10 protein-coding genes and 1 riboswitch are annotated in these 13,028 nt (G+C 59.4%); of the genes, 8 read left to right on the plus strand and 2 right to left on the minus strand.

Annotation, left to right across the window (positions count from 1 at the left end; genetic code table 11):
• The first annotated feature begins 42 nt into the window (after nt 1–42).
• From QMG79_RS05520 to QMG79_RS05540, 5 genes are all read left to right on the plus strand, one after another.
• Nucleotides 43–786, plus strand: coding sequence for a hypothetical protein (locus tag QMG79_RS05520; RefSeq protein ID WP_283537583.1), 744 nt, complete (start codon nt 43–45; stop codon nt 784–786).
• A 480-nt stretch (nt 787–1,266) separates the two neighbouring features.
• Nucleotides 1,267–1,971: a hypothetical protein gene (locus QMG79_RS05525; protein ID WP_283537584.1), complete on the plus strand. Its 705-nt coding sequence runs from the start codon at nt 1,267–1,269 to the stop codon at nt 1,969–1,971.
• Nucleotides 1,972–2,177: 206 nt separating this feature from the next.
• Nucleotides 2,178–2,564 carry a hypothetical protein gene (locus QMG79_RS05530; RefSeq protein WP_283537585.1) on the plus strand — a complete coding sequence of 129 codons (387 nt, stop codon included), beginning with the start codon at nt 2,178–2,180 and terminating at the stop codon, nt 2,562–2,564.
• Between the two features lie 581 nt (nt 2,565–3,145).
• Nucleotides 3,146–3,577 (plus strand): SHOCT domain-containing protein, encoded by a 432-nt coding sequence (locus tag QMG79_RS05535; protein ID WP_283537586.1) that lies wholly within the window; start codon nt 3,146–3,148, stop codon nt 3,575–3,577.
• A 1,969-nt stretch (nt 3,578–5,546) separates the two neighbouring features.
• A complete protein-coding gene (locus tag QMG79_RS05540; RefSeq protein WP_283537587.1) occupies nt 5,547–7,061 on the plus strand; it encodes a flotillin family protein in 1,515 nt (504 codons plus the stop codon).
• Nucleotides 7,062–7,208: 147 nt separating this feature from the next.
• Here the strand turns inward: QMG79_RS05540 and QMG79_RS05545 are convergent, their stop codons facing one another.
• Nucleotides 7,209–8,234 carry a GTP pyrophosphokinase gene (locus QMG79_RS05545; protein WP_283537588.1) on the minus strand — a complete coding sequence of 342 codons (1,026 nt, stop codon included), beginning with the start codon at nt 8,232–8,234 and terminating at the stop codon, nt 7,209–7,211.
• Nucleotides 8,235–8,402: 168 nt separating this feature from the next.
• Between QMG79_RS05545 and QMG79_RS05550 the strand changes: the two genes are divergently transcribed.
• Nucleotides 8,403–8,918, plus strand: a complete 516-nt coding sequence (locus QMG79_RS05550) for a mycothiol transferase (RefSeq protein WP_283537589.1) — start codon at nt 8,403–8,405, stop codon at nt 8,916–8,918.
• Nucleotides 8,919–9,066: 148 nt separating this feature from the next.
• Here the strand turns inward: QMG79_RS05550 and QMG79_RS05555 are convergent, their stop codons facing one another.
• A complete protein-coding gene (locus tag QMG79_RS05555; protein WP_283537590.1) occupies nt 9,067–10,089 on the minus strand; it encodes a LysM peptidoglycan-binding domain-containing protein in 1,023 nt (340 codons plus the stop codon).
• 3 nt (nt 10,090–10,092) lie between these two features.
• Nucleotides 10,093–10,265: riboswitch (cyclic di-AMP (ydaO/yuaA leader) on the minus strand.
• A gap of 376 nt (nt 10,266–10,641) precedes the next feature.
• On the opposite strand from QMG79_RS05555, the gene QMG79_RS05560 reads away from it, so the two are divergent.
• Together QMG79_RS05560 and QMG79_RS05565 are read left to right on the plus strand one after the other, a co-directional pair.
• Entirely contained in the window at nt 10,642–11,505 is an 864-nt protein-coding gene (locus tag QMG79_RS05560; RefSeq protein WP_283537591.1) for a hypothetical protein, read from the plus strand.
• A 119-nt stretch (nt 11,506–11,624) separates the two neighbouring features.
• A complete protein-coding gene (locus QMG79_RS05565; protein ID WP_283537592.1) occupies nt 11,625–13,028 on the plus strand; it encodes an aggregation-promoting factor C-terminal-like domain-containing protein in 1,404 nt (467 codons plus the stop codon).

Here is a 13,028-nt window from a genome sequence, read left to right on the forward strand (position 1 = left end):
TCACGGTCAGGTCTGCAATAGACGAGTTGGAAAGGAATCTGTGTGGAATCCGTGCCGGGTATTGCCATGTCGATGGTCGGAAAGCTGCTTGAGGAAGTCTCGTGGGAACACGCGACCAGTTACCGTCAGGGCGGCCGGGGCCGGGAGAACGTGCTGAGCGCAGAAGTCATGATGGCGCTCGATTTCCTTCCCCGCGACCGCTTCCTCGGTGCGGCAATTCGTGCCGCCAAGGGCGCAGACCACGCCAGGAATGTCCTGGCCAAAGAGATCGAAGAAGCCGAACTTCGATTCCTGCCAGGGGATATGGCGCTCGCCCCGAACCGGTCAGGAACTAACCAGCTCGTGGTGCAGCCAGACGCTCTCATCACTTCTCCGGGCTCGTTTGTCCTCGTTGAGGCCAAGCGCGTTCGATCGAGTTCATTCCAGCCACAGCAGCTGGCAAAGGAATACCTGGCAACGATGGCACATGCAGCTACGCGCACCCCTCTGATCATGTTGCTGGGCGCGGCCCCTCCGGTTCTGGTCCGAGGCCGTGGCCGAATGAGCCTCGAAGACGCCATCTCCGCCGAACTTGAGTCCGTACTACTACGCGCTAACAACGAGGAGCTGGCGTTGGAAGGGCTGGTTGAACGGATCCACGATGTCTTCTGCTGGATTACCTGGACGGAATTATCGGATGCAATGCGCACTCAGGCCGCCGGCTTCGCCTCGGAGGACCCGTCCGTCGATGCGTCTGTCCGACGCCTCGCAAATTCAATATGCTCGTCAATTGCCTGGCACACGTAGCCGAACTCAGGCATTCTCGTCTTTCGCATCGCGGCCGGAAACTGGGAGGGTAGGGCCGCGGGACGAACTAGGTGCCGCGGATGACGAGCGGTTCGATGCGAAGTGGAGTTTGACTAGGCCATACGAGCAGCGCGTTGCCCTCGCGGGAGTATTTCTTGTCGAGCACGTCGACGCGCGATACACGTCCGTCAGGGTGAATCAATTCCTGAATCCTTCGCTGATGCCAAGGACCGCAGAAGACATGTGGATGGCGAAGACATCGACCACATCGCGGTGTAGTGCGCAGGTATGGTCTGCTCGGGAGACGACGTCCGGCGGAAAATTGAACTGATAAAGCCAAAGTGGCGTTCGTTCGAGGGATCAATTTAGGGCAGACAACGTTGCGCTGCGCGTTGCCCGTGAGACCTGATTTGGAGACACCGTTTCGCCACCCTAAGCTCTCGTAGAGCGCTCGATGTCCGGGCCGAGGGGAGCGGCAACATGACGACAGCAACAGGTGTGAAGTACGAGACTAAGTCCGTCAAGGCGGTTCGCGGCTTGGAAGCCAGGACTAGAGCCAAGTTAGAGAAAGAGGGCTGGGAGTTCGTCGCTCAGGAACAAGGGACAGTGATGTCGGAGCTGACCTTCCGGCGGCCACGACCAGAGATTCCTTGGAAATTGATCGGGGCAGGTGGCGGCTTGCTCGCACTCCTCATCGTCGGATCGCTCATCATCAGTGCGGTCGGGGGAGGGGATAGTTCAAACAACAGCGCCGAGGCGCTCCCGTCGCCGGCCCCATCCCAGATCGTCGAAACTGAAGCACGGACCTTACCTGCTGAGGCAACGGCGCCCTCTATCGAGTCCCCGCCTGCTGCACCTGTGGTCGTGGCTATCACCGTTGATGAACTGCTGGACAAGCTCAACTCCGCTCAAATGGGTGGAATCAAAAACGGTGATCAGTTTGGGCTGACCGGCGAGCTGTTCATGTCCAAACTGTGGATGACCGGCGCGGCTGGCGAATTTACCGTCATGCTAAAGGCCAAGGGGGGAGCCCAAGACCTGTCCGTGTTTGTCGAACAGTCGGATGCTGCCGGTTGGCGGGACGGTACAAAAGTTCAGATGGTCCTGGAAGCCGAAGAGGCAACGATCAACGGTGAGACTACAGGGGGTTGGTTAAGGGCTGTGTCCGTGGACACGATCCCGTAGCCAATAGCCGTCCCCGGCCTGATCGTTGATGGTCTTCTCCATGGTGAGCGTGGCTGAATGCACCGCATGACCGAATTTCGGGGAGCTGCAAGATTCTTTGTTGAGAGTTCCTGACAGCGCACGAGATGGTCCATAAACGGCCGTGTTGCTGCAGTTCGCCGTGGTGGATCACCCGGAGGCTGAAAAGCAAAACTAGATTCATCGCGATGGCTGAGGGAATCCTTGAAAAACCGTGCGAACTTATCGCAATTGTTGGCATCATCGTTGTACTCGCGTCCTGCTCGTTGCAACCAGGCACACTCAAAGCACAGGGCAGCGTTACTTCCTCAAACCCCGTCAGCCTGGCCCACATTGTGGGAAACAAGCGCAGCGGCATGGGAAATGATTCGATGCAGAAATATAGGGAATACAAGATCACCGAAGGTGGCAAGACCCTGGCCGTTGGGAAACTGCATGACGGGGTCGGGGTGAGCGGCGGTGCCAAAGAAGTCAAATGCGAATTCAAGTTCAGCCGGAAACTTAAGGCCGGACTGAAGTTCTACACCCTGGATATGGGGGGAGTTCCAGGCGCACAAGGATTTCAGCGAGGCTGAAATTTCGAAGGGCATCGCGATCGATCGCATTGATCTGGACGGACGCAAATAGCGATAGGCGATCTTCCGGCTTCAGCACGGGTATTTCGGCCCATTCCTTTGCGGATCTCAGCGTCAAGGATCCGCGCTTCTTCATTACGATATGGATGTCATGGCAACTGGTTCGACACCAACCGGGTGATGAAGCTGGGCGGGGTGGTCGGTAAGAACTGGACACGCTCCGGTACCGATCCGAGTCCAGACCACGCCAAGCTCGGCGGATAACGTCTGCCGCAGGAATGGCCATCGGCCGACCTGCCTGGCTCGAATCACTTACCGACAACGAATGGCTGTAGGTCAGAATACGGAACCGGGCACGCACCAGCAATTGGCCAGGATGACGGCCTCGCGGGCGTTGCCGTCCAAGGAGGGGTCCGAGAGTCTTTGGCTGCTCATGATGACGGGGCGGCGGGATACTGTCCGCCGGTGGGGATGATTTCAGGCTGGCGTAGTCACGTTATAAGCGACAGGATTCGGCTTCGGCGGGTACTGCGCGGATATGATTCAATCGAGATGTTTTGCACGAACCATTGGGGGAAACCATGTCTGAAACTGGTCGGAAGCGCCGCGGCTGGATTTATCTCGTCGTCATAGGCCTTGTCACGTCGACAGTCGGTATCGTCGTCGGGTCCATGAAAACCGGAGGCATGTGCGGCAGCGTTTTCAGCCCGAGGAGCAACGTCGCCGCGCTTTACGACACCTTGCAGGGTTCTTTCGGGGGTGCAGCGGCTGACTGCAAGGAGAGCATTGCGGCGGCTGTCGTCCCGACGTGGATCCTGATCGTATTGGGCATTGTTCTGGTCCTGGCGGGCATCATCGTGCGATCCATAGGCAACAACGGACCCACCTTCGCCGCAGTTGCCTCACCGTCCGTCGCCACCCAGATTGAAGACGTGTCACGGCTCAAGGAGCAGGGGCTTGTCAGTGATGAGGAGTTCGAAGCGAAGCGGGCAGAATTGTTGGGCCGATTCTGATCTCACACGCAGACATTGAAGGATCTTGGCGGGCTTGCTGGATTCCTCCGTTGTCGAGGGCTCGGGTGGTGCCGAAAACCATCGTGTCAGGGTTCGTGCGTGGACCCGACTAGCCGTCCGGTAGGGCACAGCCGGTATTACAATCGACAGAATCGATTTAGACGAGCGCAAGTAGTCCTTGCTTGGGACAGTCAGCCAGGAAAATTTGACGGACTCCCGTTGAGGGCCGTTAGCGAGTGAAGGATGACTGACGCCCGCTTGTAGGACGTCGTTCGGGAAGTTGCAGGCGTGCTTCGCGTCGATTACGAGATACCGCACTTAGTGTCGCGAGAAAAGAACGTGGCGTTGATGACGCTCATCTGCAATTTTCAGGGATTGAAAGTAGTTTGTCCCCCAAATCATCGTGAAGGTCGTGAAGTCGTCCGGCGCTACGGTTTCGCTATAAATAGCAATGGTCCCGTGCATCGAGCTATCAAATGAGATGCTTCAGAGCTGTCATGGGTGCTTAGGCTCCTGCCCAGTCAAGTGCCATCCATTTCCATGAGCAGCGCTTTGCGCAGGTGCCTCAAGAATTCGAACAACGGTGAATTCTTGTTCCTCAGACCCAGCGTCAGGAGACCTTCTTCCAGCCTCGTGACGTTTAACATCGCCGTAAATGGCAGCATAGCCTCGTAGAGGCCCCAAGCCTTGTGCCGTTGTTCTCTCGTGCTTTTTAGAGCCAGCAATATATATTCGCTGTGCTGGCTGGTGTTCCGTCAACTCTTTTTACTACCAATGGGGTTGTGGTTAGTTCGGGAGTATTCTCATTTATTATGAGTTTCATAAAACCTGCAGGATGGAGGGGTGCCATCACCACTAGCTGGATTCCGAAGAATGATTCTTTATCATTCTCAGCACGAGCCGCAAGCTCGGCGTCTGCCGCGGCGCATTGGGCTGAGGTCAATAGATAATCCTAGGCTCACGCATACAACGACGCTTCCGGGAAGCAGCCCAAACAGGCCAGCAAAACGTTGTAAGCACAACCACCCCTGTTGTGAACTATGTGCGGTCAGAGCTGCGCCGACCGCAATGTCTTCCGAACCGCTCTTGACGCACGGCCAAGAGCAGCCTCGTGATGGTCCGAAGGTCCCCTCCTTTTTCGAAGCTATCGGGCGGGCTCTGCACCAACAAAACTGATCGCTCAGGTGGCCCATAACTTCGCTACGGGGCGCCGGGATTCTTGTGGTGTGGGTAGTTACCTGACCATGTCCTGCCCTGCATTGGTGGACTGACACTCCTTATCCACTAAACTTCTGAGGTGGTCACGAAGATGTGTATAGGGTGATCCTTCACATGGCCGAACAATTTCGCCAACTGGGTCAGTCAGCCGACATGGGCAACAGTCCACCAATTCCGCGGAATCATGGTGGTTCGCATCTGGCGCTTTTCGCCAAGTGCCCTCACGCCTCACACTGAAGGTCATAAGCCCCAGCCGAAATGCCTGGCACGAGGCCCGGATTTGCGAAACCTCGCAGTTCCGGGCCTTTTTCATGCCCTCCGTTTTTCAACGTGGACCCCGCTATCCATGGAATGAGGCCGACGGTGGGACCCTGCGTATCGAGCGGGTCGAAGTGTCACGGTGGTGCGCCGAAGCTCGTCCTAACCTATAGGAGGGCACGTTGGGCCTGAGTGGCAGGGTGGGTGCGGTCTTCAAGAGCAAGGCGACAGTTTTCGAAAAAAGTTCCGTTGACTCCACCCACCTCCTGACGCGCCGTCGTTGTTATTCCGCGCGAGGCGTGCAGTGATTCTCTGACACCACCCACAGAGGTTACCGTCGCAGGTCAACTGCCCGTAGGGTGTGATGGAGAACGCTCGCCGCGACGCTGGGGCCGGAACCGCAACCATAAAAGCGGTGTCGGGTTCACGTTGGGACGGCGGGGTTTCAGCACCGGCGATGATCGTAGCGATCCGCCACTCACAAAGGGGAACAATGGTTATCGGGGGAACACTGCTATTGCTGCTGATTGTCGGCGGCGCAGTTCTGGTCCTGCTCATCGCAGGTTTTATTTTCTACACCTCAAGCATCAGGTTCGCCAAGCCCAATGAGGCAATGCTCATCACGGGCAAAAGCGATCCAAACACCACTGACGAAACCTCTGATGACCAGTCACGCGTCATCATCAACAACCGGGCATTCGTCAACCCGATCACGGAGCGCGCCAGCCACATCTCGCTGTCCTCGCGCCAGGTGGAGGTCACCATTGAGGCCATCTCCAACAACGGTATCCAGCTCAAGCTCACCGGTGTTGCCCAGGTCAAGGTGGGCGGGGACAAGATCTCCGTCCGCAAGGCCGCCCAGCGCTTCCTCGATCAGCAGGATGCCATTGACCACTACACCCAGGAAACCCTCTCCGGTTCGCTGCGTTCCATTGTGGGTACCCTGAGCGTTGACGCGATCATCAAGGACCGGGCCCAGTTTGCGGCTTCCGTCAAGGAAGAAGCCGAGCACTCGATGACCAACCAGGGCCTGGTCATCGACACCTTCCAGATCAAGTCCGTTGATGACATGGGCGGCTACCTGAAGAACCTTGGCCGGCCCGAGGCTGCTCTGGTGGCACGGAACGCCAGTATCGCAGAGGCAAATTCCCAGCGCGAAGCTGCGGAAGCCAAGGCGCTTGCGGATCAGAAGACGGCTGAGGCTGAGCAGAAGCTGGCCCTGCGCCGTGCAGAGCTCAAGCAGGAAACCGACGCCCGCCAGGCTGAAGCCGACGCTGCTGGCCCCCTGGCCCAGGCTGATCAGCAGCAGGCGATCATCCTCAAGAACCAGCAGGTTGTGGCCCGGCAGGCAGAGCTGCGCGAAAAGGAACTCGATATTGAGGTCCGCAAGCCCGCAGATGCTGCCAAGTACAAGGTGGAGACTGAAGCATCAGCTGATTTCGAACGCCGCAGCCGGATCTCGGAAGCCACCAAGATCGAGGCCGCCGCTGAACTGGAAACGCGGAAGCTCAAGGCAACCGGTAACGAAGTGGAAGCGAGGGCCCTGGCCGCAGCCAACACTGCCAAGGGTAACGCCGAGACTGAGATCAACAAGATCCGCGGACTCGCTGAAGCCGAGGTGACAAAAACCAAGGGTATTGCCGACGCGGATGTCATCGGTCTGCGCGGTACGGCCGAAGCAGAAGCCATCGAGGCACAGGCGAAGGCCTACAGCCAGTTCAACGAAGCAGCAATCCTGAACAAGCTGCTAGAAGTACTGCCCTCCATCGCCCGGGAAATTGCTGCTCCCATGAGTGCCATCAGCAACATGACAGTCATCTCAAACGACGGTGCCGGCCAGGTGAGCAAAAATGTTTCCGCCGGTGTTCAGGAGACAGCCCAGCTCCTCAAGGACACCACGGGCTTTGACGTCATTGAAATGTTGAAGGGCTTCGGTCAACAGACTCCGACGCCGCCGGTTCGAAGCACTGAGAACGGTGTGGCGAAAGAGCACTCCGCATCCGAGTGATATCAACCTCGTGAGGTGAGCATGTTCAACCTCCAATAATACGAGCCAACAATGCCGCGGACCCTCGAGGTGCGCGGCATTGTTGCGTAAAGCGAGCGGACAACGCGGGAAGTTAGCGCCGGCGAACTGATGGGTGGCCAGCAGGTGTCAGGCCACCAGTTTTTTCCAGCGATATTTCAGCTTGGCTGCCCGGCCAGGGTCGTCCCCGAGGCTTTCAGTTTTGGAGATGTAATCCGCACCAAAGGTATGGATCAGGAAATCATCGGCCACCCGAACATGGCCAGCGGGGAACTTGTAGTCCATCCGCTCTGTGACGTAGGTCCAGTCCGCACCGGTGAAAAGCTGGACGGCGTCATCGACGGTGCTGATTTCCATGGCACCCAGCAGATCAACGAGCCAGTCGTACTGCTCTTTGCGGCTGCGCGGGTGGTCTGGGAGTTCAGCCGCCAAAAGGTCGCCCAGGGAGTCTGAATTGAGCGCGACACCTTCAAATGCGTCGGATTCCAGCGCCGGGACGGTATCGACCTTAGCCACGGCCTCGTGGATTTTGATGAATTCGTTGTCAGCCAATTCAATCAGTCCAGAAGCCAGGGTAAAGGCCCGGTTAATTGCCGGTGGCACCTTGCCCGCAGTCTTGTAGCGAATATCGTGCTCGAATTCCGCCCAGGCATGCTGGAGCACTGTCTTGACCTGCACCTCGAACTTTTCACCCACGCAGTTTGCGCAACCACTGGGCGTCCGATCGGGGCTGACCTGCAGGATCAGGTGGTGGGCGGCATAACCGAGCATGCCCTGGTCCATGAGCTGTGCCGTCTTATCGGTATTCTCCAGGACATGGAACTGCCCTGTCAGGGCCGCCACCACATTTTTGACGTCCGGTTGAATGTAGGTGATGACCCGGACCCCCAGAACATCGTCCAACCCGGCGAGTCCGCTCGCATACTTTGGATCGCCGTCGCTGTTGATCTTTCCCAATTTCACCCGCACGGAGTCCGCCGTCTTCACCCTGCCCTTGACCAGGTGGTAGTTCAGGCCATCGTCCCGCAGCCGGGTTTCGATGGCATTCTGGATCGCCAGAAGTGATCCTTCAAGGTGGTACCGGCGGGCGTTGAGGACATTAACATCAGCTTCAACCGATTCCTGATGCGCAGACAGCGCATGGTCCGGACTCACTGCAACTCCCCAACGGAACCGGCCATAAACCGTTCCAAATGTTCCATGCCTCACTGTATAGCGGGCGGGAGCCAGGTCAAGGCCCCGAGTGGCCTTTCGCTCCCCATGGCCTCCGTGAAAGCATTGGCATAGTGGTCAAGGCACGGAATATCGCAGTGAAAGGACTCCATGAAAGCCACCAACGTCATGCTGGACTCGTTTGACCGGGTGCACGAAATTGTGACAGACATTCTGGAAGGAATTGACGACGGCGCCCTCACCGCCAGGCCCGCCTGCGGTACCTCCGGGAAGCCCGGCAATTCCATTGCGTGGCTGATCTGGCACCTCGCCCGCGTGGAGGACGCCCAAATCGCTGACGCATTCGCCGCCGAACAAGTCTGGACGGCGGACGATTTTGTCACCCGGTTCAACCTCGATCTCCCGAAAGACGACACCGGTTACGGTCATGGCAGCGACGCGGTAGATAAAGTCCGAGCTTCTGCCAAAAATCTTTCCGACTACTACGACGCTGTGCATGTCCAGACGGTGAAGCTTCTCACCCCTTTGGCCGACGGCGACTTTGACAGGATTATCGATGACTCCTGGGATCCCGCTGTAACGCGTGGCGCCCGGTTGATCAGCACCATCTCGGATTGCCTGCAGCATGCTGGACAGGCCGCCTACGCCAAGGGTCTTGTGGGCTGACGGGTGCCATCCGGCTGCACCCTTGCTGATTTTTGCTTGCACACAAAAAAGCCCCCGCCGTTCCCGGATATTCCCGGGATGGCGGGGGCATTTTTACTGCCACACTGAGCAGGCCAGTGGCCTACTTTATTGGTGTCACTGCTAGGTGTTAGACGCGGACGAAGACCGGGCCGGAACCAACGTTGACGCTGAACTCGACAGTGGTGAAGCCGTTCCATCCGCCGTGGACTGCCATGCCGTTACCGGCGTAGACAGCAATGTGGGCTGCGCCCGCTCCGCCATTGGCGTAGTACACGAGGTCTCCGGGCTGTGCCTGAGCAGCACTGACCTGGGTACCGAGGCCCAAGTAGCCTGCAGGCCAGTCGTGGAAGTTGATGCCCACGGCTGCGAGGGAGTTGGTAACAAGCGCGGTGCAATCCTGTGCTGCGCCGAGCTGAGCGCGAGCGGCACCCAGGATGGCCGCACCCTTACCGCTGCCAATTGCAGTGGGGGTGACTGAGCTGGCCGTGTTGATGCCCGTGTTGGCAGGAGCTGCCGGTGCTGCGGGGGCCGGAGCTACGTAAGCAGGAGCCTCGTACACCGGGGCGGCAGGAGCCGGAGCGACGTATGCCGGTGCCGGAGCTGCGGCGGGTGCAACATACCCGGCAGCCGGAATGGTGATCTGGTTGCCCGGGTAGATGACCGAGGAGAGGCCCAGTCCGTTGGCGGACAGGACGTCGTTCAGGCTGACGCCGTACTTCGATGCGATGGCGCCGAGGGTGTCACCAGAAACCACTGAGTGCGTGTTCCCTGCTGCCGGTGCTGCAGCGGCGGGAGCCGCCGGTGCTGCAGCAGCTGAGCCTGATCCGGGAATGCTGATCTGATCACCGGGGTAGATGATGGAGCTGAGGCCAAGCGAGTTGGCGGACAGGACATCGTTCAGGTTGGCGCCGTAATTGGCGGAGATCGCGCCGAGGGTGTCTCCGGAGACGACGTTGTGGACTGCTGCGTCACCGGGAGCGGCCTGAGCCGGCATTCCAACGGTCAGCACCAAGCCGGATGCTGCAGCAACTGCCAGCGCGGGACGGCCAAGGTTCTTGGCCTGGTTACGGGCTGAGAGGGAAAGGCCCTCAAGCGCGATTGAGTGGGTGGGATTCGCACGGTGGCGTGCGGCAGTTGAATTCTTAGACACTTTGAGTCGCCTCTCCAACGCCTGCGGGGTGAGCTGTCGGGTTCGAATAGGAGATATTCGGCCGGAGTTGTCCCAGATAAAAGGGAACCCTCCGTCTTAACCCCAAGGCTTCCTTTCGGAATGCCGTGGAAACGTGGTTCCCCCGTCCCTGCCAACTGAAAAAGTGTTGGGATCCCGTGTCAGTGGCAGGGCTCGGCGTGCTGACGGGAGTGTCCTGGCTGAAACCAGGGCACTCGTAGACCATAGCGTTATCTCTGCGAGATGTCACGTTCGGATAACAACACACTGTGCACTCTCAGTAGTGTGATTGCGGCCAGGCCGCGAGCGCCGATAACGGTCTACCCGTGGCCCGAACAATGTTTTGGCCTGTCAGCGCCTCGCAGGCGGAATCCGGCCGTCTTCTGGAGACCGCCGTGCACATCAGGATTGAGTGAAACAAAAAAATTCCTTGTGGCTGAAGATTCGGGCGCGCACACTGATGCTGTCGAGCGACCTGCAACCCCTGGTACGCCCACCAGACGGCCAGCCGGTCCCCTCTGAAAGGGATGTGTCATGGGAAGTGGAGCGGACGAATCCGGCGACGATTTTGTGGTCGGACGCACCAATGTGAGCGAGGACAGGACCCTGTTGCTGGCAAGCAATGGTGACGAGGCCCCTAATGGTTATGAGGACGATTTTGTCCTGAATGTGTCGACCAAGAACGATAAGGTCCTGGTGGTACATCCCGAGGGTGTGGACGCAATTCACGCCAAGGGAACGATCTCCTACGCCACCGGTGGCAGCATGGGCACCATTCCTGCGGGAAACGGCATTGTTGCCCAGGGCCTCAACGGTGCCGTCGGGTATGTCCACGGTGTTCCGCGGGACAGGCCGCTGGAAAAGTCCGTTGGTGCAGGGCTCTTGGGCCTGGGGAACCCTTCTTCGCCAGGAATTTTCGGGACCGGTACGAGCGGCGTTGTTGGATATGACAGCGTTACATCGCGTGACACCGCCTTTGAAGGAACGCACGCTTCAGGTGTTGTTGGTGTAGGTGAGAGAGGCGTCAGCGGCAACGGAACCAATGGCCCCGGAGTCCTGGGCCACGGCGTTCCTGGTGTCCACGGTGTTTCAGAGGGCGGCGCAGGTGTTCTGGGACATGGCGCCCTGGGAGTTATCGCCCACGGGCTTGATGGACCGGGCGTTCTTGGCGTCTCGGTAACCGAACAGGGTGGGGTGCTCCAGTCAGCCGAAACCGCCCAGCTCCTGCTGGTTCCCCTTCCGATGGATAACCCTTTGCAGCTAAAACGTTCAACTGCGGGGGAGTTGCTGGTGACCATTCGGCGGGACGAAGAGCAACGGGGCAAGGAAATCGCCACCCTATGGTTCTGCAGGGTGGGAGGTGACCCCACCGAGGCGAACTGGGTCAAACTTGCCTAGTGGGGACTTCCTGGCGGTCGGACAACGATGGCTCTGCGAGGGCTGCTGAGTTGCCAGTGGATAACAATATGGCCGCTGGCCAGCACTTCCACTGAGGGCCACCGGTAGGCTGGCTGACTATGTCCTGCTTTCCTTCTACACTGCACCGTCCGGTCCTGGCCTCCCTTGTGGCGCTGGCGCTGACCGGTGCCATGGCCCTGGCTCCCGCAGTGGCGGACGAAGACGTTGCGCCCAGCGGATACCCGTCCTGGCAGGACGTGCAGAAGGCACAGCAGGACGAGGCAGGAACTGCTTCCGAGATCCAGAACATCAATGGGCTGCTTGACTCCCTGGAAACCCAGGCCCAGAGCCTTGGGGACGCTGCGGTGGCATCCGCTGCGTCCTACGCGGAAGCTGAAGCCGTCCTCCGGGATGCCAGCACCAGGTTGGACGTCCTGACTGCCCAGTCCGCCCGGGCCGCCGAGGAACTCTCCGAGTCCAAAAAGGAACTTGGGGCCCTCGCTGCCCGGGCCTACCGCACGGGTGGAACTAACAAAAGCTTCTTCGTTGCACTGGATGCACTGCAGAAAAACAACATCCAGGGCCTGAACATCGTTGAACTGGTGGGTGGCAAAACAGCCTCGCTCGTTAGCAGGTCTGCCGTAGCAGAAAAGACCGCTTCAGCGCTTGCCGGCCAAGAGGCCCTTGCCAAGGCTGAGCGTGAGGCGCTGACCCTTGCGGCACGGACACACCTGGAAACCGCCGAGACGGCGCAGTCCGCCGTGGCCAGTCAGGTGCAGGAGCAGCAGAGCCATGGTGATGAGCTCATTGCGCAGCTCGCGACCCTCAAGGGGACTACGGCTGCGGTGGAGGAAGAGTTCAGGCAGGGGCAAGCGGCGCAGGCCGCCTATGATTCCGCGCAGGCCGCTAAGCGCGCCGCAGCTGAAGAAGCCGCAGCTGAAGAACAGGCCCGCCAGGCAGCTGCCGCCCAGCAGGCCCGGTTCGCCGCAGATTCAGCAGCCCGAGAATCTGCTGCACAGGCGGCCCAGCAGGCAGCGGCTGCTGCCGCGCAAGCAGCCGCGCAAGCAGCAAACAAGCCGCCAGCGGCCCAACAACCGGCCCCGCAGCAACCAGCCCGACCGCCCGCCAACCAGCCGGCACCGGTACCCGCCCCGGCTCCCGTTGCACCGGCGCCACCGCCCGCCGTCGTGCCTGCTGTCCCCGGCGGCGCCGTTAATGACCCCAGGGGCGCGCAGGCGTATGCATCGGGTCAATTGTCTTCCCATGGCTGGGGCCAGGATCAGATGTCCTGCCTGGTGAACCTTTGGTCCAAGGAATCAGGGTGGCGGACAAACGCCACAAACCCCTCTTCCGGGGCCTACGGCATTGCGCAGTCCTTACCGGCCAGCAAATACGGTAGCGCTGGCAGCGATTGGCTGACCAACTACCGAACGCAGGTCAACTGGGGCCTCGGCTACATTGCCGACCGGTACGGCTCACCCTGCGGCGCCTGGGCACATTCGATGGCCGTCAACTGGTACTAA

It is taken from the genome of Pseudarthrobacter sp. PS3-L1, assembly GCF_030063285.1.
In the GTDB taxonomy this organism is placed as follows: domain Bacteria; phylum Actinomycetota; class Actinomycetes; order Actinomycetales; family Micrococcaceae; genus Arthrobacter.

Bases quoted from the DNA above. Each gene is read 5' to 3' on its own strand.
- QMG79_RS05535 (WP_283537586.1), top strand. From the start codon at position 3,146: ATGTCTGAAACTGGTCGGAAGCGCCGCGGCTGGATTTATCTCGTCGTC.
- QMG79_RS05565 (WP_283537592.1), top strand. From the start codon at position 11,625: ATGTCCTGCTTTCCTTCTACACTGCACCGTCCGGTCCTGGCCTCCCTT.
- QMG79_RS05525 (WP_283537584.1), top strand. From the start codon at position 1,267: ATGACGACAGCAACAGGTGTGAAGTACGAGACTAAGTCCGTCAAGGCG.
- QMG79_RS05540 (WP_283537587.1), top strand. From the start codon at position 5,547: ATGGTTATCGGGGGAACACTGCTATTGCTGCTGATTGTCGGCGGCGCA.
- QMG79_RS05530 (WP_283537585.1), top strand. From the start codon at position 2,178: ATGGCTGAGGGAATCCTTGAAAAACCGTGCGAACTTATCGCAATTGTT.
- QMG79_RS05550 (WP_283537589.1), top strand. From the start codon at position 8,403: ATGAAAGCCACCAACGTCATGCTGGACTCGTTTGACCGGGTGCACGAA.
- QMG79_RS05560 (WP_283537591.1), top strand. From the start codon at position 10,642: ATGGGAAGTGGAGCGGACGAATCCGGCGACGATTTTGTGGTCGGACGC.